Here is a 22,105-nt window from a genome sequence, read left to right on the forward strand (position 1 = left end):
GTATGCTGCTCCCATGCCCCCCGATGAGCCGCTCGACGCCCTCTTGGCGCGGACGTTTCGACTGCTTCGCCACACGTGGGCGCAGCACGGCGCCGATCTCGGGCTTGCCCCGCACCAAGGCCGGGCACTGCGGATCATCGGGAGCGACGGCCCCATGCGGCTGTCGGCCCTGGCCGAGCGACTGCACGTCGTGCCGCGCTCGGCGACCGAAGTCGCCGACGCCCTGCAGGAGCGAGGGCTGGTCGACCGCTCCCCCGATCCCGACGATCGCCGGGCCACGTTGGTGAGCATCACGGCATCCGGCATCGAGGTCGCCGAGCAGGTGGCGGCCGCCCGCCGAGCTCAGGCCGAAGTCTTCTTCGGCCGGCTCTCGGACGCCGATCGCGCGGCCCTCCACCGCATCCTGAGCACCCTCGGCGAGCCAGGACACTAAACGCTAGGACAATAGACCCGTGTCGACCATCGTCTTCTTTCACGCCCACCCCGACGACGAGGCCTCGCAGACCTCCGGCTCGATGGCCCGGGCCAGCGCCGAAGGACATCGCGTCGTCGTCGTCTTCGCCACCAATGGCGAGCATGGCGAGGTCCCGGAGGACCTCGCCCAGGGCGAGACCCTCATCGATCGGCGCCGCGCGGAGGCCATGCACTCCGCCGAGGCCCTGGGCACCGCCCGCGTCGAATGGCTCGGCTACTCGGACTCGGGTATGACCGGGTGGGAGCAGAACGCGCATACCCACGCCTTTCACCAGGCGAACCTGACCGAGGCCGGCCTGAAACTCGCGGCCATCTTGGACCGCGAGGACGCCGACGTCGTCGTCGGGTATGACTGGCATGGCGGCTACGGACACCCGGACCACGTCAAGGTCCACCACGTCCTGCATGCGGCGTCGAAGCTCGCCGCGCGACCGCCACGGGTGCTGGAATCGACGATGAACCGCGACGCCATGCGCCGCCTCTATCAGCAGGCGATCGAGGCCGGTTTCGGCGACCAGGCGTGGGATCCGGACAAGCCCATGGACGACGGAAATCCGTTCGGCACCAACGAATTCGAGATCACCTGGGCCGTCGATGTGGCCGACTATCTCCCGCACAAGCGGGCGGCGCTCGAATCCCATCGCAGCCAAAAGACCGACATCGAGGGCCTACTCGGGATGCCGGAGCCGGTTTTCGCCCAGACCTTCGGCACCGAGTACTTCATCGAGCCCGCGGTCGGGCCTGGCCTCCGCCCAGGGTGGCCGTTCAGCCGCGCCTGACCGCGCCCCGACTCAGACGCGCCTGACCGCGCCTCGGCTCAGCGTCGCGTCAGCCCTGGCTTGGCGGCAGCTGCCCCGGCGCGGGCGGGTTCGGGATCTGCTGGGCACTGTCCTGCGGCTGGCCGTAGCCGCTGGGCGGCGGGATGTTGTAGGTGCTCTGCCCGAAGTCGACCTTCACCGGGTCGCGCTCGATGCCCTCGACCTCGAAGTAGTCGGCCTTGCCGACGTTGAACATCCCCGCCACAAAGTTGCTCGGCACCGTCTCGACCTTGGTGTTGAGTTCGCGCACGTTGGCGTTGTAGTAGCGCCGGGCAGAAGCGATCCGGTCTTCGGTCGAGGTGAGTTCATTCATCAGCGCGGTGAAGTTGCCATTGGCCTTCAGGTCCGGGTAGGCCTCCGCGACGGCGATCAAGCGACCGAGAGCGGCGGACAGCATGCCCTCGGACTGCGCCTGCTGACCGGGCGACTGGCCGCCGGCCATGGCCGAGCTGCGCGCCTTCATCACGTCTTCGAGCGTGCCCCGCTCATGCGCGGCATACCCCTTGACCGTCTCGACGAGATTGCCGATCAGGTCATGGCGGCGCTTGAGTTCGACGTCGATCTGGCGCCAGGCCTCCTGCACCAGATTGCGCAGCTTGATCAGGCCGTTGTAGACACCGACCGCCCACAAAACCGCGAGGACGATGACGCCGAGAATGACGAGCAAGGCGATGAGCATGCCGCGATCCTAATGGCGCGACCCGCAGAAGGCCCGGGTTCAGGCCAGCCCAAGCTCGCTTAGGCCATAGACGTGCCGGTATTCCAATCCGGCGGCCGCGAACTTCTCGGCGGCACCCGTCGCCCGATCGGTAATCGTGGCCACGGCCACGACCTCGGCCCCGGCCTCGCGCGCCGCCTCGGCGGCCTCCAGCGGCGACGCCCCGGTGGTGGAGGTGTCCTCGACGATCAGGACCCGACGCCCGGCGATGGCCGGCCCCTCAATCCGCTGCTGCAATCCGTGCGCCTTGCCGGCCTTCCGGACGACGAAGGCATCCAGCCGCTCCCCCGCCGCCGCAGCCGCATGCAGCATCGACGTCGCCACCGGGTCGGCCCCCAACGTCAACCCACCCACGGCCTCGAAATCGAGATCCCGCACCAACTCACGCATCACCCGGCCGACCAGGGGGGCCGCCTCGCCATCGAGGGTGATCCGGCGCAGGTCGACGTAGTAGTCCGCATCCCGCCCCGAGGACAGCGTGACTCGACCGTGCACGATGGCTTTGTCCTTGACGATCTCGAGCAGACGAGCCCGATCGGCGGCTACGTCGGAGTGGGGGATTCCCGTGTCGGGGATTCCAGAGTCGGGGATTCCCGTGTTGGTGGTGTGCGGCATACGACCAACGTATGTCACGTCGCCCACCTCACGAACGCCAACCTCGCGAACGCCAACCTCACGAACGCCAGGCTCACGACGCGAGCGTCACGTCCGACGGTGGCGACTGACCACGCGCGGGTCGCGCGCCACGGCGCGCGGCAGAACGCGCAACAACATGACCACGGCCCGATAGCGGCGGCTCGGGATGGAGACGACGACTCCGCGCTCGGCATCCGCGAGCGCCTCGCGCACCACGTCGGAAGCGCTCAACCACAGCGGCTTCGGCAAGGATCGCGTGTCCATCTCCGCGCGCTGATGGAACTCCGTCCGCACGAATCCCGGACAGACCACCGTCGCACTCACCCCCGTCCCCGCCAGTTGATGCGCCAGCGACTCGGTGAACACGGTCACCCACGCCTTCGCCGCCGAATACGGGCTCGCCGCAATGAAACTCGCCACTGAGGAGATATTGATGATCCGGCCGCTACCCCGGCTCACCATGGCCCTTGCGGCCGCGTGCGTGAGCACGAGCACGGCCCGGCACATGACATCCAAGCTCTCCTCCTCGGCGGCCACGTCCACGTCGAGGAAACGAGCATTCAGCCCGAACCCGGCGTTGTTGATGAGCAGATCCACCGGTCGATGGACCTCGGCCAGGCGCGCGGCCACGACCTCGGTCTGCGCTCGATCACTCAGGTCCGCGGCCAGCACCTCCACCCCGATGCCGTATGCCGCGCGCAGCCGCCCCGCGGTCTCCTCCAGTCGGGCGGTGTCCCGGGCCACGAGAACGAGGTCGTGACCTCGGGCGGCCAACTGGGTGGCGAACTCGTGCCCGATCCCCGCAGTCGCTCCCGTCACCAGCGCCGTTGTTCGGGTCATCGTCGTCCGGGTCATCGTCGTTCGGGTCATCGTCCTCCGGGCCGCTGCCGTGTTCTCCCCCGTGGTCTGGTCCCGTTCCGTCATGGCGCGCACCCTACGCCGCCGGTGGGACGGCCCTCGGATACGGTGACGAGATGCGGATCGCCACCTGGAATGTCAACTCGATCCGCTCCCGCATCGAGCGCGTCGTCGCGTGGCTGGAGCGCACGGACGTCGACGTTTTGGCGATTCAGGAGACCAAGACCCGCGAGGATCAGTTCCCGTTCTTCCGCTTCGAAGAGTTGGGTTACGAGGTCGCCCACCACGGCTACAACCAGTGGAATGGCGTGGCCATCGCCTCCCGCGTGGGCCTCGCCGACGTCCGGGCGGGCTTCGACGGCGCCCCGATCTGGGGCGAAGCGGACGGGCCGGAGGCGCGGCATCTCGCGGCGACGTGCGGCGGCATACGCATCAACAGCCTCTATGTCCCGAACGGTCGGCACCTGCTCGACCCGCACATGGATTACAAGATCGAGTGGCTGAGGCGGCTGCGTGACGAGACCGCCGACTGGCTGACAGCCGGCCCGACGATGCTCATGGGCGACTGGAATATCGCGCCGCGCGACGAGGACGTTTGGTCGATGGAGTTCTACGAGGACAAGTCGCACGTGAGCCCCCGCGAGCGTGCCGCTTTCCAGGCGATCCTCGACGCCGGCTACGTCGATGTCGTGCGGCCGCTGCTGCCGGGCCCCAAGGTCTACACCTACTGGGACTACCAGCAACTGCGCTTCCAAAAAGGCCGCGGTATGCGGATCGACTTCCTCCTCGCGAGCCCGGACGTCGCGTCCCGGGTCACCGCCGCGATGATCGATCGGGAGGAGCGCAAGGGCAAGGGCGCCTCCGACCACGCGCCCGTCGTCGTGGAGGTCGCCATGGATGCCTCCGTGGAGGTCACCAGTGAGTGACCGCTTCCGCAGCGAACGATTCACCCTGCCCGTGGCCGATGGTGGCCGGATCGTCGGCGAGGTCTACTACCCCAGCGGCGTCGTGGACGAGTCCCTGCCGAGCGTTGTTCTCGCCCACGGCTGGACCCTCAACCGCACGCTGTGGTCGCGGGTGATCCGCGGCATTCACGAGCAGGCCGCCGTCCGCGTCGTCGCCTATGACCAGCGTGGCCACGGCGAGTCCACTCCCGGAACCGGAGCGCCCTCGATCGGTCGTCTCGGCGACGATCTCGCCGACGTCATCACCGCGACCATCCCGAATCGCGTTGTGCTGTGCGGACATTCGATGGGCGGGATGACCGTGATGGCGTATGCCGGGCGCCACCGTGACGACCTTCGCTCGCGCTGCGCTGGGGTCGTCCTCCTCGGCACCGCCGCGTCCGAGGTCTCTCGCCCCGGCCTGGTCGGCCGGGTCGAGATGGGGGTGATGTCCATCGCGGCCCGCGGTCCCCGCGTGCCCGCCGGGGTTTTCGTGCGGGAGGGACATCAGCGGCACTTGAACTTCGGCGACGACGCGGACCCGCGCGACGTCAAGCTCGTCCGCCGCGCCATCGCCGGGACGAAGATCCGCGACATGGGCAGCTACTTCAGCGCGTTGCGGGCCCTTGACGAGCGGGCATCGCTGGCGGCGCTCGCCGAGGTCCCGACCACAATCATGGTGGGGAGCAAGGATCGGCTGACCCCACCGCCATACGCCCGCGCCTTGCATGCGGCCATCCCCGGGTCGGAGTTGATCGAGTTCCCGGGGAAGGGCCACATGCTGGGCTACGAGGCTACCGACGATGTCGTCGCGGCGATCGTTGCCGACCTCACCGTCTAAGGGCGGCGCCTACTTGGGCGCCGAACCCCCGGTCGGCTCGGTCGTGGTGTCGACCGCGGCAGTCAGAGCGATGGTGTAGCCCTTGTCCACACTGCCGCTCATCGTGGCCAGCTGGGTTGCACCGGAGTCGTCACTGAACACGTTGTCCGTGGCGAGCGACAGCTGCGAGAGGTTCGTCACGGACTGCTCATAACCGGTCGTCGCATACACCTCCTCGCACTGCGCCTGCGGGATGGCGATCTGCGAGGTGGCGATGGCCTTGCTGGAGTCGGTGATGCTGGCCTGGTCGGGATAGACCTCAAAGTGGATGTGCGGCCAGCGGCCGGAGTAGCACGCCGGGAAGATCGAGGTGAAGCTGACCTTGCCGGAGTCGTCCGCGACCTGAACCCCGCGCAGGTAGTTCTGGTCGGTGATCCCGTCGGAATACAACGAGTAGTTGCCGTCCCGGTTGCAGTGCCACACATAGACCGCGACCCCGGCGAACGCGGCGTTGCCATTGGCCATGTCGAGGATCGTCAACTCGATCGTGGCGGGAACGCCCTCGGCGGTGCCGGAGTAGTCGCCGAAGCTGGTCGTGATGTCCTGACGAACGACCCCGTCCTCGGTGAGGACATTCGGGCCGTTGGAGCCGTCACCGGGATAGGGGCCCGCCGTCTCATCGGGGATTTCGGTCAAGTCGCCGGATGCCGTCGTGCTCGTGGTGGTCGACGTGCTCGACGACGAGCTGGCGCCCACGGCCGATGTGCTCGACGTGCTCGCCGAGTCGGTTGTGCCACCACATGCGGCCAGGGCCGCAGCGCTGGCACCGATGCCGAGATAGCGGAGTGCGCGGCGGCGATTCATGGTCTCGAGGTCGAAGGCCAGGCCTTGATCGAAAACCTCTTCCTCGGGTCGAGGGAGGGGGCGACCTTCGAAGCTGGGCTGATCCACGCTGGTCCTTTCGAGAGGTGGGGTGCGTTGACTCTAGTTTCCCCGAACCCCTGTGCATCTCCTGTGTGACACCTATGGCGCACAAAGGATTTGGCAGACTGAGCACGAACGTTCGGCGGCGAAAGGACCTGCGGCGAAGCTCGGACTCGGCATCGGCTATTGGGGCACGGCGCCGGATCCCGATCTCGCCGACCGGATTGCGTTGCACCCGGCCCGCCCGACCATCCCGATCCTGCTCGCCGCCCAGGGACCGAAGAATGTCGCGCTCTCCGCCGAGATCGCCGACGGCTGGATCCCGGCGTGGTTCTCGCCATACGCCTCGGCGGAGGCCGAGCGCGCGCTCGCGGACGGCTTCGCCAAGCGCGAAGTGCGCGGCGGTTCAGGAGCACTATCTGGCAGGGCGCAAGGCCGAGGCCATGGCCGCAATCCCGGTGTCCCTCATCGAAAAGATCGCTTTGGTCGGTCCGAAGGAGAAGATCCGCGACGACCTCGCCGCCTGGCGGGAGTCGCCCGTGACGACCCTGCTTGTGGATGGCACTCCCGAGACACTGCGCGCGATCGCCGACGTCTGGGAGTGAGGCTCACGTCGACGACGCGGGCCTACTACGACGCGGGCTTCCTGGGACGACGGGCTTCCTGGGACGACGGGCTTACGGGGACGACGTAGGCGAGGTGCTCGCGCCCGGTTCGGCGGGGGCAACTGAGGACGGCGTTGGGGCAGCCGGCGACGGATCCTTTGGCCCGGGCTCTGTCGTGGCGGAGTTCGACACCGGCTTGTCCGGATCGGCCGTGCCACCCGGCAGGACCTGCCAGTCGGAGCGGGTGAACCCGAGCCACCCCCCGTCGCCCCAATTCAGGGCAAGGTAGGGACCGGAGCGCTCAATCGTCGGGCGCTGCGTCATCGCCTTCGCCAACCACGCGTCCTGATCCATCAGCTTTGTGTCACACGCCATCTCGGTCATTGCCAGGCCGACGCCGTCAACGACCAGCTGTGAGTCCTCCACCCGCACGTCGCCCGCGAGAGTGTTGCACCCGGCCGACATCCGAATGCTGTGATCGAGGATCTGCAGGGTGACGATGGTGTCTTTCAGCATCGCCGCCGGCCGGTTGGGGTGATCCGCATCCGTGTAGTTCCCGGTGACGTCGCTGAGCTTCGTCACCGCGTTCATGCCGCCTGAGTTGTCTCCCGCATCCCCACTCGCGCCACCACTAACGCCTCCACTCGTGGCGCCCGTGCCGGACTGCTGTCCGCAGCCCGACATGAGCAGCATTCCAACGGCCACGACGATGCTGGTTCCCAAGTGGCGGCTTCTCATGCGTCTTTGGACGTATGCCGCGTGCCCCCGGTTCCAGGCCCGCCACCTCTCAAGAACGCCAGCCTCACAAGCCGAAGGTGCGCGCCCCGTCCACGGGGCCACGTCGCTGCAGCCCGAGTTTGATCGAGGCGAGTGCGCCGAGCGCGGCGGCGACGGTCGCGCCATACAAAACGGCGTGGACTTGGGCGATGCCGGCGTCGACGAGGGCGACGCGATCCGACGGATCGGGCAGCGCCGCCACCACCCCGTAGTAATGGTGCAGGCCGATCGCCGTCAGCAGCGCGATCCCGACGACCATCCCGACCATCCGGGCGACCACGACCAGCGCGGACGCCGTGCCGTGGGCGTCCTGGGGGGCGTCCGCGAGCGCGGCGTTGTTGACCGGGGCCAGCGCGAGACCGATGCCGAATCCGGCGAGGGCGAGCACGGCATACGAGGAGAAGTCGGCGAAGGAACCCCGGCCGTAGGTGGTCATCACGGCGAGCCCGATCGTGGCCAGCACGAGACCCAGACCGGACACGAGCCCATCCCCCAGCCGGCGCAAAAGCGCTCCTCCGACGACGGCGCCGACCGGGACCGCGAGCAGGAAGCGCACCAGGATGAACGCGCCCTCCGTCGCCGGACTCGACCCGCCCGGCACCTGCTCGTGAATCAGCCGGGCGAGCAGCGGCACGTCGACGACCACGGCGACGAGGGCAACCCCGACCAGCAAGGACACCAGTAGCGACCACACCGTTCGACCGCGCAGGACTCCGCGCGGGATGACGGGATCGGGCGAGCGGCGGTGGACCGCGGCATACGCGAGGGCACAGATGACGGCCAGCGGCACCAGCGCAAAGCCGAGCGGGCCGACGATCTCGCGTTCCGGGTCGGACGCGGCAAAGGTCAACACGATGCACCCCAGCGCCCCGCCGAGCAGCCCGGCGCCGATCGGGTCGGCGCGGCGCAGGACGGGCCAGGCGTGCCGAACGACCAGGACGAGCGCGGCGGCGGCCAGGACGAGCCCGACGACGCCGATCGGCGTCATCAAGCGCGCGGTGCTCGTCCCGAACGGCACGAACGGGCCACCCAGGCTCACGCTGCTGGCCAGGAAATCGGGTGCCCAGAGCGCCAGGCCGAGAACGACGAGTGCCGCCCCAACAACTACTCGACGTATGCCGCGCGCTCGCCCCCTGGAAGCCACCTCCCCACTCGCTGTGCTACCGGAATCACGGCCCCGCCCGCCCACGCGCGCGATCAGCAGCGCCAAGACGATTCCACCAAAAGCGTTGAGCCAGAAGATTGCCCGCCAGTCGGCGACGGCGAGGATGAGGGCGCCCAGGATGGGGCCCAGGACGGAGCCGAGCTCTTGGACTCCGCCGACGATCCCCAGCGGGAGGCCGCGGCGGTCCTCCGGCCAGAGCGCCGCGACGATGGCCAGCGTGGCCGGGACCAGGCCGCCGCCACCGATGCCCTGGATGACGCGGCCGGCGACTAGCACGGACAGGTCCACGGCCAGGGCAGTGACGCCGGAGCCGACTACGAAGATCGCCAGGCATCCCAGCAGAACGCGCTGGCGATCGAGAAGGTCGGCGAGGCGGCCGATAAGGGGGAGCACCGCGACATACCCCAGGAGGAAGCCCGAGATGATCGGAGCCGCGCGCTGGAGGCTCTCGATGCCGAGACCGACGCCTTGCATCATGTCGGTCAGGGCGAGCACGACCACATAGGTGTCGGCGGCCGCCAACGCGACGGCGATGGCGGCGAAGGTCAGCAGCGTTCGGGCACGCGTGCTCGCCTCGGTCACGCCCGAGCCAGCCGCACCAATCGAGCCGGCCGAGCCGGACGGGCCAGCGGGCCCGGCAGACGCGTCAGGGCTCCGGGATGGCAATGGTCTTCCCGTAATCCGTGAGGACGACGGTGTAGGTCGCGGGCGTCCCGGTATAGAACTCCCCCGTCAGCTTGGCCTGCCGCAGTTGGCCGCTCGTCTTCTCGATGCCGAAGGTCGCATCGAAGGTCGCCGCGTCGTCGCCGAGGTAAAGCAAGCTTTTGATGACGCTGCCCGGGACCTTCGCGGTGTAGGTGGTCAGGATTTCCTTGCCGTAGCGCTGATCCGCCCCGGCGACCGGATTCGTCGCCTTGGTCAGCAGGCTCGACAGGCCGGCGTCGGGCTTGAAGAGATTGCCCGGGTTGGGCGCGCCGAGGTCTTCGAGGTCGACCGGGACGAGCTTGGGTGTGAACAGCGACATCCACGTCTTGTCGCCGATCGCGACCATGTCGACCGTGGCCGGCGTGCCATTGACGACCGCGCTGACCTTGCCCTTGAACTTCGGCGTCGTGGCATCGATGAGGCCAGTGCCCTCCGCGCCCGAAACACCGTTGTGCCCCGAAGGGATCGAGGCGCTCGATGTCAGTTTGAGCGTGACGGCCTTGGCTGTGTCGAGGGTGGTCTTGGCCTTGGCCAGCGCCGCAGCCGGGTCGGCCGCGACCGTCTTGTCCTCGCACCCAACCAGGGCGAGCGGGAGGCACAGCAGCGCTGTGGCAAGAGCGAGGCGTCGACGCATGGCGATGACGATACCCGGCACCACCGACGGCCCACGGTTACGACCGGTACTCCCAAAGGGGAGACAGACGCCGCCCGAAGCGAGACGATGTCGCTGCCCGTCGACGACAGGAGTGCCGGTATGCCGCTGCCCGTCCCCCGCCTGCCCATCCCCCTCCTGCCCGTCCCCCTTCCTCGCCTTCCCTGGCTGCGCGGCGCGCTCGCGTGGATGATCGTGGGGACCTACGTGGCCCTGAGTGAGGTCAACGGCTTGCTCGATCAGGTGCTATTGCCCGGCGGACGCACCACCAGCCCCACCTCGTTGACGAGCCCCGGCGCCCCATTTGCCTGGGGAGAGACCGTGTCCGACTGGCAAAGTCTCCTCCAAAGCCGCTCCGACCTTCCGAGCCACGCGTGGATCACGACGTATGCCGCGCTCGACCTCTGTTTCATTGCGCTCTACGGCACGGTTGGTTTGCTTCTTCGTCGGCGGGCGAATGTCAGCGTGATCGAGCTGACTCCCACGGGTGAGGCGACCTGGGAGAGATCGGCCCGCTGGGCGCGGGTCGGATCGGTGGTCCTGCTCGCAGCTGCCGTCGACGTCACCGAGAACGCGGCGATGCTGATCGCTCTCAAGGCGTCCGAAGCCGCCACTGTGCTTCCGGGCATCACCGCACTCAAGTGGGTACTGATCCTTGGTGCCAGCGTTCTTGCCGTTCGCGCGCATAACGAGGACCGAAGGACTCGCTGGGAGCTCGGCTTGGCTCCGGCAAGAGTGGCCGTCGGGTGGGCGAAAGCCGCATACGCCCAACGCTTTTCACTGCTGATCGTGCTGCCGTTGGCGCTACTCGGCTTGGGCAAGGGACCTGACCTGCTGGAGCAGATCCCGGATATTGAGCGACGCTGGGCCGAGCAGCGTGGCTGGGCGCACCTGCTGTGGGCGAGCGTGGCAACCGTGCTCGTGGCTGGCACGATCTTCGTGCTCGGGCGCATGCGCAGCCACAACGTCGTGATGCGGGCCAGTGCCACGGTGCCCGATCCCCATACGAAACCCGTCCTTTGGCTCTGGTGGGCCAGCCCGGTGGCCGTCCTCCTGCTCGCTGGTATCGCCAACGCACGTGGCGTGTCGCCCACTTCGTCGCGCGTTGCGCTGTTCGCGAGCGTCCCCTTCGTCATCGCTGCCGTGTCAACCGCCGTGCGATGGGTCAATTACACCTTTTGCCCTGACGCCACCGGTCGCATGACAACCGCGAGCGACCTCCCAACGTGGGTGTCCCGCAAGACAAAGCCGTCAGCGTCGATCGAACAAGCACAACGAGCGATTGCCCTGGGTGACGGCCTGGCCATCGCCCTGATCATGCTCCCGGGCGTTGGACTCATCCGCGCATTCGCCGGCGAAGTGGCCCTCGGGGACCGACCGGCCATGGCATCGTGGCTCCTCGCCCTCGGCATCGTCATCTGCGTGTTCGGCTGGCCGATCGCTGCCTTCGCCATCGACCGCCTCAATCACGCCTCGAGCGCGCCCATGCCAGCGCGCAGAGTCTGGGCGGCCATCTTGCGCATCCTGACTCCTGGGCTTACGACGTCACGACAGTGGCTGGCTCCAGTCCTCCTCGGCATTTTGGTGCTCGCGGTGATTCCCTTCGGCTCGTACGCAGCGGATGTCTCGCAGATCCTCGGCCCGATCGCGACCTTTCTCGTCGGCGTCACGATCATCTCGGGCCTCGTCGGAACGGTCGTCGTCATCCTCCAACAAGGAGGGGCGCCCGAGTTCTTTTGGCTCCCCCTGGTCCGTCGAGCCTCGGCCCCCGTGACCACATTGCTGATCCTTGCCACAATTCTCGGCACGGTGCGGGGCGGCGGCGATGACGTCCACGGCATCCGAACCCTCCCCGATTTCGTTCCGACGCAACGTCATTCCTGGAGCCAGGTGCTGGCGAACTGGGCCCGCGCCAACACCTGCGACATTCCCCTACCGGACACGAACTACAACGTTCGCCCCCTCTTTGTGTATGCCGCGGAAGGCGGCGGGATCCGCGCCGCCGTGTGGACATCGCTCGCCCTCGACAGGCTCGCCAGCATGGGGAAGCCAGGATGCACCACGGCCCTCATGTCGTCCGGCGCCAGTGGGGGCGCGGTGGGCCTGGCCGTCGCCAGCGTCCTCCCGCCCGGTCACGCAGCAGCCGCAACCGAGAGCATGAGCGGGCCCGAGGCGCTGTCCGTGGCGACGGTCGGCCTGACCGTTACAGACATCGTGTATGCCGCGACCGGCGTCCCAATCCCGGCCCGCGTGGGAGCTGATTGGCGCTGGCTTGATCGCGCGGGGCAGATGGAGATGGCGTGGGAACGAGCGGTCCCCAAACTGGAGTCGCCGTTCCTCAGCACGGCAGCGCCGTCTGGCATCACGGGCGCGCTGGTCCTCAACTCGACCTCGGCCACGAATCGATGCCGGGCCCTCGTGTCGCAGGTCGAATTGAGCGGGATCAAGGACCCTTCATCGGGCACACCGGCCAAGAGCCCTATCGATGACTGCACCGCCACGGGCCGGTCGCCAGCGAGCCTGGACGTGGTTCGCCTGACGGACGCGTGCGGCATCTCGCTGAGTACCAGCACGGCGGCGATGCTGGCGGCGCGTTTCCCGTTCGTGACCCCGTCCGCGGCCTTGTGCTCCGCGGCCGCCAACCAGCAACTCGTTGACGGCGGCTATATCGAGAACACCGGAGTCGGGACCGTGGCGGATCTCGCGCCGCAGTGGCTCCCGCTGGTCCGGAACCACAACTCGCGCGTGCTTTCGATGCGCTCCGGCACCCTGTGGGTGCCGGTGCTGGTGTATTTCGACAACGGCCGCGGAAGTGACCTGGCCGCCCGGCCCAGCAGCCGCACTCAGGAGTTCTTGGTCCCGCCGAAGACCTACCTCGGGGGCACCAAGGTCCTGTTTGGCGCCGACGCGCAATTGCGTCGGGTGCAGCAGTTGTTCGCGGCCGACCAACTCTTTGCCGGTCGCGGCAGCGCTGCCGCGATCACCGCGGTGAACAAATGGCGACCAACGACGACTTATGTCGCCTATCAGGCCACTGCACCCTCGACCTCTGCCCCGCTGGGGTGGGTTCTGTCCGAAGCGAGTTACAAAGCGCTGGAAAGGGCTGCGAAGAACCAGCCCCGTCTTGCGCGTAAGGGTGACACCCCGGCCGATCAGAGCCCCGCGAGCGGGCTTGGCGTGATGCAAGAGAAGGGGTATGGCAGCCTGACAGACCTCGGCAGCCTCTTTGGTGAGTAGGCCGAGTCACTGACGAAAGGTCGCTGCCTGATGCGTGCGGTAGTGCTCGGCTCCACCGGTTTCCTCGGGCGCACGATCGTGGCCGAGTTAGCGCGGAGGGGTCACGCGGTTGTCGGCTACTCCCGCGAAGGTGCGCCGTGCCCGGAGGCCCCGGCCGCGGCATACGACTCATTGGATGTGGTGGCGGCGAGCGACAGTGACTTGGACGCCTGCTTGGCCGGCGCCGATGCAGTCGTGTATTGCCTGGGACCCGATGAGCGCGTACGCATTCCGCGTCCCGCCACGACCTTCTTCCAACGCCTTCTCGTCGCGCCGACCGAGCGGGTGGCGTATGCCGTGCGGCGCTGCGGCGTGGCGCGATTCGTTGTCCTCGGGTCCTACTTCACTGCCTTCGACCGACTCCACCCGGTGTGGCAACTGAGTGCGCGCCATCCCTATATCAAGGCGCGGGCGGACCAACAGCGGCGCGTTCACGCCGATGCGGGCGCCGCGAGCACGTCGGTGCTGGAGATTCCCTTCGTCTTTGGTTCTCTGCCGGGGATCGTGCCGATGTGGAAGTCCTATCTCATCGACCCGGCCCGCCGGTTCCCGGTTGTGTTCTCGCCGGCCGGACGGAACGCCGCGGCAACCAATCTCGATGTCGCGCAGGCCGTTTCGGGCCTGGTCGAGGGGTGGATCCCGGCCGGGGATCACCCGGTCGTCACCGACAACTACACCTTCGAGCGCCTCAACCGGGTGATCGTCGAGGCGCTCGATCGGCCACGCCGTCCGGTGGTGACAATTCCGACCGGACTGCTCGCCGCGGGGCTGCGCGGGGAGCAGGCGCGCCGGCGCCTGACCGGCGCCGGCGCGGGTCTCACCACGAGTCGGCTCGCCCGAGACATTCTGGCGCGGGACCTCGGGCTGGACCCCGCGGCATACGCCCCGGTGTTGGGCCTGACCCCCCGCTCACTGGACGATGCCGTCCGCGCAACCGTCGCGGCGTCGCTCGCCTGATCTCGGCGAGCGTATGCCGCGCCCTCAGGCGAGCGTGAGCGTGTCCCCGGCGGCGTCGAGACCGACCGTGACGGTGTCGCCATCGCGGACCTGGCCGGCGAGGACCGCGCGGGCCAGCCGGTCGCCGATCTCGCGCTGCACCAGGCGGCGAAGGGGGCGAGCGCCATACGCCGGGTCGTAGCCGGTCTTGGCCAGCCAGTCGCGGGCAGCGTCGGTGACGTCGAGGGTGATGCGCCGGTCGCGCAGGCGGGTCGCCAGCTGGCGCACCTGCAGGTCGACGATGTGCGCCAACTCGTCCTGGCTCAGGGCGTCGAAGAGGATGACGTCATCGAGCCGGTTGAGGAACTCCGGTTTGAAGGCGGCGCGGACGCTCGACATGACGGCGTCCTTCTTCTGCTCCTGCGACAGGGTCGGGTCGATGAGGAACTGGCTGCCGATATTGGAGGTCAGCACGAGGATGACATTGCGGAAATCCACCGTGCGGCCCTGCCCGTCGGTCAGGCGCCCGTCGTCGAGCACCTGCAGCAGGATGTCGAAGGTCTCCGGGTGCGCCTTCTCCACCTCATCCAGCAAGACCACGCTGTATGGCCGTCGGCGCACCGCCTCGGTCAGCTGCCCGCCCTCGTCGTACCCGACATAGCCGGGGGGCGCGCCGATGAGGCGCGCGACGGCGTGCCGCTCGGCATACTCGCTCATGTCGATGCGGACCATGGCGCGCTCGTCGTCAAAGAGGAAGTCCGCCAACGACTTGGCGAGCTCGGTCTTGCCGACACCGGTCGGGCCGAGGAAGAGGAAGGAGCCGGTCGGGCGGTCGGGATCGGCGAGGCCGGCCCGGCTGCGGCGCACCGCATCGGAGACCGCCTGTACGGCGCCGCCCTGGCCGATCAGGCGCGCGCCGATGATCGACTCCATCGACAGCAGCTTCTCGGTCTCGCCTTGAAGGAGCCGACCTGCGGGGATGCCGGTCCACGCGGAGATGACCTCGGCGATGTCGTCGGGGCCAACGCGCTCCTTGACCATCAAATCCGCTGTGCCACGGGCGATCTCGTCCTCATTGGCCTTGGCGAGGTCCTTCTCGAGGGCGGGAATCTCGCCATACATCAGCCGCGACGCCTGCTCGTAGTTGCCCTCCCGCTGCAGCCGCTCGGCCTGCGTGCGCAGGTCGTCGAGGCGAACCTTGAGGTCACCGACCTTGTTGAGGCCAGACTTCTCTGCCTCCCAACGGGATTCGAGGGCGCCCAACTCCTCGGTGGAGTCGGCGAGGTCCTTGCGCAGCTTGGCCAGCCGCTCCTTGGAGGCGTCGTCAGTCTCGCGGGCGAGGTGGAGTTCTTCCATCTTCATCCGGTCGACGGACCGCCGTAGCTGGTCGATCTCGACCGGGCTGGAGTCGATCTCCATCCGCAGGCGTGAGGCCGCCTCGTCGACGAGGTCGATGGCCTTGTCCGGCAGTTGCCGGCCGCTGATGTAGCGGTCGGACAGCGAGGCCGCGGCCACGAGGGCGCTGTCCTCGATCTCGACCTTGTGGTGCGCTTCGTAGCGTTCCTTCAGGCCGCGCAGGATCGCGATGGTGTCTTCGACGCTCGGCTCGCCGACGAAGACCTGCTGGAAGCGGCGCTCCAGGGCGGGGTCTTTCTCGATGTGCTTGCGGTATTCGTCGAGAGTCGTCGCGCCGACAAGCCGCAGCTCGCCGCGGGCGAGGAGCGGCTTGAGCATGTTGCCCGCGTCCATCGCGCCTTCGCCAGTGGCCCCTGCGCCGACGACGGTGTGCAGTTCGTCGATGAAGGTGATGATCTGGCCGTCGCTGGCCTTGATCTCCTCCAGAACGGCCTTGAGCCGCTCCTCGAACTCGCCGCGATACTTCGCGCCAGCAACCATCGCCCCGAGGTCGAGGGAGAGAAGTCGCTTGTCCCGCAACGATTCCGGGACGTCACCGTCGACAATGCGCTGCGCTAGTCCTTCGACGACGGCGGTCTTGCCGACGCCGGGCTCGCCGATGAGGACGGGATTGTTCTTGGTGCGCCGCGAGAGGACCTGGACGACGCGGCGGATCTCGGTGTCGCGGCCGATGACCGGGTCGAGCTTGCCGTCGCGGGCGGCCTGGGTCAGGTCGGTGGAGTATTTGTCGAGTGCCTCGCTGGTGGCATCCGGGTTCTCGGTCGTGACCTTCCGGCCGGCGCGCAGATGCTCGATCTGCGCCTCGACGGCCTTTGCGTCGACACCCTTGAGAGCACCTTTTTCGGCGAGCGCGAGGACCAGCGCGTCGACGGACATATAGGTGTCGCCCCACGCCTTCATCAGGGTGTCGGCCTGGTTGAGCACGGGCAGGACGGACTGGCCGAAGCCGGGTCCATTGCTCGATCCGCTGACCTTGGGCAGTTTGGCGATCTCGACGCGGGCGGCAGCGGCCACCGCCTCGGGGCTGGTGCCACCGGCGGCCAGCAGGGCGGGCACGGTGGTCTCGGGCACCTCGACCGCGGCCAGCGCCAGGTGGGCAGGGGTGATCTCGGGATTGCCGGCCGTCTGGGCCGAACGCTGGGCGATCGCCAGGATCTCGGCAACCTTGGTGGTCGGCTTGAGTTCCATGAAGAAAGGACTCCTTTGAAGCAGGGTAATGGGTTCACTCAGGGCAACGATCGTTAAGTTGAGTCTATTCCGCTCAAGTTGGCACCGCTAGCGGGGGCTGGGCCATGGGTTCCACAGCGGTCGTCGAGAAAGCTCAAGTAGGGCTTTCCTGGCCAAACCGTTCCCCTGGAGCGGCCTCTCGTTATTCACTTGGGCATGGCCATCGTCCGTCCAGTCGTCGCCGAGTCCTGGCGTCGATCGCAGGCAGCCGGTGTGCGACCCTCGATCACTCAGGCGCCGCTGGCCATCCCCGGCGATGCCCTGCAGGACTACCGTCGGGCCCATCCCCTCTGGCAGGCGATGCCGGTCCTCTATGACGTGCTCGAGCAGGCCGTGCTGGACTGCGACGCCGTGCTCGCGGTCGCGGATGAGTATGGCCAGTTGCTCTTCGTGCGCGGCAGCAACTCCGCCCTCTCCCGAGTGGAGCAGATCGGCTTCGCCGAGGGAGCCTCCTGGGACGAGCGGCTGGTGGGCACCAACGCCCCCGGGACCTCACTCGCCTTGGGGACGCCGGTGGTTGTGCGCCAGGAGGAGCACTTCATGGAGTCGGTGCACCGCTGGTCCTGCGTGGCAGTGCCGATCCGCGACCTGCGTCATGGCGGGATCATCGGCGCGGTCGATGTCACCGGCGCGGACGAACTGATCGTGCCGCAGACGATGGCAATGCTGCGGGCTGCGGCTCGACTCGCCGAGATCGAACTGCTGCGCAGCGAGAATCCGGGCGCGAACCGGCCACGGGTGAGCGCCCTCGGCGTCGACAGTGCCGTGGTCACCACCGGCGCCCGCACGCTGTCGCTCAGCCCGCGGCACAGCGAGATCGTCGCCCTGCTGGTCAACCACCCGGGCGGCCTCACCGGCAGCGAATTGGCTTGCGGTCTCTACGAATCCGAGGCCAGTGAGTCCACGATCCGCGCCGAGTTGTTGCGGCTGCGTGCCGTGCTCGGCGAGGACCTGCTCGGATCGCGCCCCTATCGCCTGCTCGAGCCCGTGCGGGCCGACTGGGCCACCGTCCTGGATCGACTGGCGGAGGGCGATATCGCCGCGGCGGCGCAGGCATACTCCGGGCCACTGCTGCCGCGCTCCCTGGCACCGGCGATCGCCGACCTGCGCGACGAGATCCATGAGGCGGTCGCCGCCGGGGTGCGCACCAGCGGACGAGCCGACCTGCTCTCCGCCTGGACGCGTCAGCCGTGGGGGTCCCAGGACGCCCGGGCGTGGGAGGCACTTGCCCTGATGCTGCCGATGACCTCACCGCTCGCGGCCGTCGCGCGGGCGAATGTGCACCGCCTGCTCTGAGCGAGCCCCCTCGGCAGCGCACCCCTCCCCACCAGGGATGCAACGTTGTTGCAACGGTGGGCTAGTCATCATCGTCGTCACCTACCAACGACGATGGGAGCAGCGATGGCTGTATTTGAACGGCCGGGATCCGCCGGATCCAATATCAAGGTCAGCGACCGCTACGGCCACTACATCGGCGGCGAGTTCGTCCCGCCGAGCTCGGGGGAGTACTTCGACAACTACGCCCCGCAGACCGGACAGGTATTCACGCAGGTCGCCCGGGGCAATGCTGCGGACATCGAGGCGGCCTTGGATGCCGCCCACAATGCCGCGGACGCCTGGGGACGCACCTCGGCCACCGACCGCTCCAACATTCTGCTGCGCATCGCGGACCGGATGGAGCAGAACCTCGAAGACCTCGCGGTCATCGAGAGCTGGGACAATGGCAAGGCCGTCCGCGAGACCCTGGCCGCTGACATTCCCCTGGCGATCGATCACTTCCGCTATTTCGCCGGCGCCTTGCGCGCCCAAGAGGGCAGCATCAGCGAGATCGACGAGAACACGGTCGCCTACCACTTCCACGAGCCGCTGGGCGTGGTCGGCCAGATCATCCCGTGGAACTTCCCGATTCTGATGGCGGTATGGAAGCTCGCCCCGGCCCTGGCCGGCGGCAACGCCGTCGTGCTCAAGCCCGCCGAGCAGACCCCGTGGTCGATCCTGAAGCTGGCCGAGTTGATCGGCGACCTGTTGCCGGCCGGTGTGCTCAATATCGTCAACGGTTTCGGCACCGAGGCGGGCAAGCCGTTGGCCTCCAGCCCGCGGATCGCCAAGATCGCCTTCACCGGGGAGACCACCACCGGGCGTCTGATCATGCAGTACGCCAGCCAGAACCTGATCCCGGTCACCCTGGAACTGGGTGGCAAGTCGCCCAACATCTTCTTCGAAGACGTCGCCTCCCAGAACGACGCCTTCTACAACAAATCGCTCGAGGGCTTCGCGATGTTCGCCCTCAACCAGGGCGAGATCTGCACCTGCCCCTCGCGTTCGCTGATCCAGAGCACCATCTACAGCGACTTCATCAAGGACGCCGTGGCTCGGGTCGAGCAGATCAAGATGGGCAACCCGCTCGACACCGAGACCACCATGGGTGCGCAGGCCTCCAACGACCAGTTGGAGAAGATCAAGAGCTACCTGGAGATCGGCAAGCAGGAGGGCGCCAAGGTGCTCACCGGCGGTGACGCCGCCGATCTGGGCGGAGACCTCTCCGGCGGCTACTACGTCCAGCCCACCGTCTTCCAGGGCGACAACTCGATGCGCATCTTCCAGGAGGAGATCTTCGGTCCGGTCGTCTCGGTGACCACCTTCGACGACGAGGCCGACGCCCTGAAGATCGCCAACAACACCCTCTACGGCCTTGGCGCCGGCGTCTGGTCGCGCGACAGCGGCATCGCCTACCGCATGGGTCGCGGGATCAAGGCCGGTCGAGTCTGGACCAACTGCTACCACCAGTACCCCGCGCATGCCGCCTTCGGTGGCTACAAGCAGTCGGGCATCGGACGTGAGAACCACAAGATGATGCTCGACCACTACCAGCAGACCAAGAATCTGCTGGTCTCCTACAGCCCGGACGCTCTGGGCTTCTTCTGATCGACAGTTCGCTGTTCGACAGCCCCACCAGTTAGACCTGATGCTGGTGGCCGGCGCGAGACCCGTGCCGGCCACCAGCATCGGCATTTCACCGGAAGGGTGATCCCCCGTGACTCAGGACACGATCGAGAAGGTCGCCTGCACGCCGGCCGCGCAGGACCTGCTGCGCAGCCTGGTGAGCCGGCATGGTCCGGTGATGTTCCATCAGTCCGGCGGCTGCTGCGACGGCAGCGCCCCGATGTGTTACCCGCTCGGCGACTTCATCGTCGGCGATGTCGACGTGCTGCTGCAGCAATTGCAGATCGACGGGATCGAAGAACCCATCCCCTTCTATATGAGCCAGTCGCAATACGAGTACTGGAAGCACACCCATCTGACCGTCGATGTGGTCCCCGGTCGCGGCAGCGGCTTCTCCCTCGAGGCACCCGAAGGGGTGCGCTTCCTGATCCGATCCCGAATCTTCACCGAGGATGAACTGATCGGCCTCGGACTGCTCTGACCCGGGCGCGATGCCTTTGCCTGGATGCCGATACACGAGCGCGCCTTCGAGCGCGCCCAGGAGGTGCAGCTGTTCCTCACGGAATTGGGCCAGCATCGCTCGGCGAAAGCGGTTGATTTGGTCATCGCCGCAACCGCCGAAGCGGCCGGTGTGAACCAACTGACCGACGATCGAGACTACGTTGCCATTTCCACGATCACGGGGCAGCCGGTGACTCGCGTTCTCTGACCGCGCGGGCGATGCCCGGAGTCGGGCTCAACTGTCCTAGGCGCGCAGTTCGGGCTCTAACTCGGCGACGATGCGGGCGTGGAAGCCCTCGTCGATGACGAACTTGCGGCGCCACACGGCATACCCAGCGATAATGAGAAGCGCCGGGATGAGCAGCATTGCGACCTTCATCATCGTGATCCCGCCGGGGGTGACATCGGCGGCGGTATCCGCCTCGTTGATCCCCGCGATGATCACCGTCGCGGACACGATCCAGGTGTTCATCGCGGCCGAGGTCTTGTTGATGAACGGCTGCAGGGCGAAGGTCACGGCGTTGTTGCGGCGGCCGAGCTTCCACTGCCCATACTCGATCGTGTCGGCCTGGAAGACGAGCATGAGCAGCATGATGAAGCTCGCCAGGAAGAACATCACGAACGCGAGCCCGCCGAGGACGACGATATTCATCGGCGCAACGAAGAACACGGCATACGTCACGACGATGAGCGCTGTCGACCAGGTGAAGAGCTGGCCGCGGGACCACCGTCGGCGGGCGAGCGGGAAGGTGGCAAGGCCGGCGATTTGGCCGAGACCGACGAAGAGCGCAAAGACCGGAAAGACGGCCTCGTCGCCATAGGCGTACTTGAAGAAGTACCAACCGAACGCTCCGGTCGTGCCATAGCCGAGCATGAAGAGCAGGTATGCCGTTGCGGCCCAGAGCAATTGGTCGTTGCGGAAGAGCGCGCGCAGGAGTTCCCGGAGCCCCGTGCGTTCGCCGTCGAGATCGACATCGGTCCGCTCCCGGACGGCGAGGATCGGCACCAACATGAGGGCGACCATGACCACCGCGAGGACGATCGCGACGGTCCGCCATGAGCCCGTCGTGCCGCCTTCGACGCCGCTGGCGAGGGCGGCGACGGCGACAGGCACCCCCGCGACAGCCGCGAACTGTCCGATCGAGGCGAAGGTCTTGGCGACGGCCGCCAAGCGCTCGCGCTCGCCCGGGTTGATGGACAGGGCGGGCAACATGCCCCAGTAGGCAATGTCGTGGGCCGACCACATCAGCCCCCAAAGGAGGACGACGATCCCGAAGACGGCGACGAAAGCGCCACCGCTCAGGCCGACGTCGGCGAACAGCAGGATCGTCGCCGCGCCGGACGCGAGGCCACCGAAGAGCAGCCAGGGCTTGAACTGCCCATACCGGCTCCGGGTGCTGTCGACGAGCGCCCCGACCACCGGATCCAGGACCGCATCGAGCAGTCGCGCGCCCAACAACACCCCGGAGACCCACCACATGGTGGAGTCGGGCAGGTCGAGCACGTCGGTCAGATAGACGACGAGATAGAAGCTGAACAGGGTGTAGACCGCATCCCGCCCGAGGGTCCCCACCCCATACGTCCACTGGTTGCGACGAAAGTCCGGCGACACGGATGTGCGCAGGTCGGCGGGGGTCTGAGCACTCATGGCGGGCAGATTACCGGTCGGTAGGACGGCTTGGGCGGGCCAAGGAACGTCTGCCCGCCCCG

The 22,105-nt window shown here is 67.7% G+C and carries 20 protein-coding genes and 1 pseudogene; 12 read left to right on the top strand and 9 right to left on the bottom strand.

What is annotated here, in order from left to right:
• Positions 1-13 precede the first annotated feature (13 nt).
• Both BN13_RS00105 and BN13_RS00110 read left to right on the top strand, forming a co-directional pair.
• A complete protein-coding gene (locus BN13_RS00105) occupies positions 14-433 on the top strand; it encodes a MarR family winged helix-turn-helix transcriptional regulator (RefSeq protein ID WP_048543447.1) in 420 nt (139 codons plus the stop codon).
• A gap of 19 nt (positions 434-452) precedes the next feature.
• On the top strand, positions 453-1,253 hold the full coding sequence (locus BN13_RS00110) for a PIG-L deacetylase family protein (protein ID WP_048543449.1): 801 nt from the start codon (positions 453-455) through the stop codon (positions 1,251-1,253).
• Positions 1,254-1,302: 49 nt separating this feature from the next.
• On the opposite strand, the gene BN13_RS00115 is transcribed toward BN13_RS00110, so the two are convergent.
• The 3 genes from BN13_RS00115 to BN13_RS00125 form a co-directional block, all read right to left on the bottom strand.
• Entirely contained in the window at positions 1,303-1,971 is a 669-nt protein-coding gene (locus tag BN13_RS00115; RefSeq protein ID WP_084733460.1) for a LemA family protein, read from the bottom strand.
• 39 nt (positions 1,972-2,010) lie between these two features.
• A complete protein-coding gene (gene pyrE, locus BN13_RS00120; protein WP_235433874.1) occupies positions 2,011-2,625 on the bottom strand; it encodes an orotate phosphoribosyltransferase in 615 nt (204 codons plus the stop codon).
• 87 nt (positions 2,626-2,712) lie between these two features.
• A complete protein-coding gene (locus BN13_RS00125) occupies positions 2,713-3,570 on the bottom strand; it encodes an SDR family NAD(P)-dependent oxidoreductase (protein WP_407667830.1) in 858 nt (285 codons plus the stop codon).
• A 50-nt stretch (positions 3,571-3,620) separates the two neighbouring features.
• Between BN13_RS00125 and BN13_RS00130 the strand changes: the two genes are divergently transcribed.
• Together BN13_RS00130 and BN13_RS00135 are read left to right on the top strand one after the other, a co-directional pair.
• Positions 3,621-4,430 (top strand): exodeoxyribonuclease III, encoded by an 810-nt coding sequence (locus BN13_RS00130; protein ID WP_048543451.1) that lies wholly within the window; start codon positions 3,621-3,623, stop codon positions 4,428-4,430.
• Positions 4,423-5,289, top strand: a complete 867-nt coding sequence (locus BN13_RS00135; RefSeq protein WP_235433875.1) for an alpha/beta fold hydrolase — start codon at positions 4,423-4,425, stop codon at positions 5,287-5,289. The genes BN13_RS00130 and BN13_RS00135 overlap by 8 nt, the downstream gene beginning before the upstream one ends.
• A 9-nt stretch (positions 5,290-5,298) precedes the next feature.
• Here the strand turns inward: BN13_RS00135 and BN13_RS00140 are convergent, their stop codons facing one another.
• On the bottom strand, positions 5,299-6,219 hold the full coding sequence (locus BN13_RS00140) for an intradiol ring-cleavage dioxygenase (protein WP_048543453.1): 921 nt from the start codon (positions 6,217-6,219) through the stop codon (positions 5,299-5,301).
• A gap of 52 nt (positions 6,220-6,271) precedes the next feature.
• Between BN13_RS00140 and BN13_RS20835 the strand changes: the two are divergent.
• Positions 6,272-6,574: pseudogene (locus BN13_RS20835) on the top strand (LLM class flavin-dependent oxidoreductase); the annotation flags it as partial.
• 61 nt (positions 6,575-6,635) lie between these two features.
• A complete protein-coding gene (locus BN13_RS20110) occupies positions 6,636-6,797 on the top strand; it encodes a hypothetical protein (protein ID WP_235433876.1) in 162 nt (53 codons plus the stop codon).
• Between the two features lie 72 nt (positions 6,798-6,869).
• On the opposite strand, the gene BN13_RS18420 is transcribed toward BN13_RS20110, so the two are convergent.
• The 3 genes from BN13_RS18420 to BN13_RS00155 all read right to left on the bottom strand — a co-directional run bounded on the left by BN13_RS18420 (position 6,870) and on the right by BN13_RS00155 (position 10,078).
• A complete protein-coding gene (locus BN13_RS18420) occupies positions 6,870-7,520 on the bottom strand; it encodes an META domain-containing protein (RefSeq protein ID WP_162199886.1) in 651 nt (216 codons plus the stop codon).
• A 79-nt stretch (positions 7,521-7,599) separates the two neighbouring features.
• Complete coding sequence (locus tag BN13_RS00150) at positions 7,600-9,321, bottom strand: MFS transporter (protein WP_084733462.1); 1,722 nt, start codon at positions 9,319-9,321, stop codon at positions 7,600-7,602.
• 64 nt (positions 9,322-9,385) lie between these two features.
• A complete protein-coding gene (locus BN13_RS00155; RefSeq protein WP_157038343.1) occupies positions 9,386-10,078 on the bottom strand; it encodes an LppX_LprAFG lipoprotein in 693 nt (230 codons plus the stop codon).
• Between the two features lie 87 nt (positions 10,079-10,165).
• Between BN13_RS00155 and BN13_RS00160 the strand changes: the two genes are divergently transcribed.
• Together BN13_RS00160 and BN13_RS00165 are read left to right on the top strand one after the other, a co-directional pair.
• Entirely contained in the window at positions 10,166-13,333 is a 3,168-nt protein-coding gene (locus tag BN13_RS00160; RefSeq protein WP_157038344.1) for a hypothetical protein, read from the top strand.
• Positions 13,334-13,363: 30 nt separating this feature from the next.
• Complete coding sequence (locus BN13_RS00165) at positions 13,364-14,329, top strand: NAD-dependent epimerase/dehydratase family protein (RefSeq protein WP_084733463.1); 966 nt, start codon at positions 13,364-13,366, stop codon at positions 14,327-14,329.
• Between the two features lie 24 nt (positions 14,330-14,353).
• Here BN13_RS00165 and clpB read toward each other — a convergent pair whose 3' ends face one another.
• The gene (gene clpB, locus BN13_RS00170; protein WP_048543460.1) at positions 14,354-16,912 is read right to left on the bottom strand and encodes an ATP-dependent chaperone ClpB; all 2,559 of its coding nucleotides are present in this window, start codon (positions 16,910-16,912) and stop codon (positions 14,354-14,356) included.
• A gap of 195 nt (positions 16,913-17,107) precedes the next feature.
• Between clpB and BN13_RS00175 the strand changes: the two genes are divergently transcribed.
• From BN13_RS00175 to BN13_RS00190, 4 genes are all read left to right on the top strand, one after another.
• Positions 17,108-18,247, top strand: a complete 1,140-nt coding sequence (locus tag BN13_RS00175) for a helix-turn-helix domain-containing protein (RefSeq protein WP_048543462.1) — start codon at positions 17,108-17,110, stop codon at positions 18,245-18,247.
• Between the two features lie 105 nt (positions 18,248-18,352).
• The gene (gene adh, locus BN13_RS00180) at positions 18,353-19,876 is read left to right on the top strand and encodes an aldehyde dehydrogenase (RefSeq protein ID WP_048543463.1); all 1,524 of its coding nucleotides are present in this window, start codon (positions 18,353-18,355) and stop codon (positions 19,874-19,876) included.
• Positions 19,877-19,985: 109 nt separating this feature from the next.
• Positions 19,986-20,375 carry a DUF779 domain-containing protein gene (locus BN13_RS00185; RefSeq protein WP_201329028.1) on the top strand — a complete coding sequence of 130 codons (390 nt, stop codon included), beginning with the start codon at positions 19,986-19,988 and terminating at the stop codon, positions 20,373-20,375.
• Positions 20,376-20,399: 24 nt separating this feature from the next.
• Positions 20,400-20,603 (top strand): PIN domain-containing protein, encoded by a 204-nt coding sequence (locus tag BN13_RS00190; protein WP_053079671.1) that lies wholly within the window; start codon positions 20,400-20,402, stop codon positions 20,601-20,603.
• Between the two features lie 36 nt (positions 20,604-20,639).
• Here the strand turns inward: BN13_RS00190 and BN13_RS00195 are convergent, their stop codons facing one another.
• Positions 20,640-22,043: a glycoside-pentoside-hexuronide (GPH):cation symporter gene (locus BN13_RS00195; RefSeq protein WP_048543465.1), complete on the bottom strand. Its 1,404-nt coding sequence runs from the start codon at positions 22,041-22,043 to the stop codon at positions 20,640-20,642.
• Positions 22,044-22,105: the final 62 nt, after the last annotated feature.

It is taken from the genome of Nostocoides jenkinsii Ben 74 (assembly GCF_001046875.1).
Taxonomy (GTDB): domain Bacteria; phylum Actinomycetota; class Actinomycetes; order Actinomycetales; family Dermatophilaceae; genus Nostocoides_A; species Nostocoides_A jenkinsii.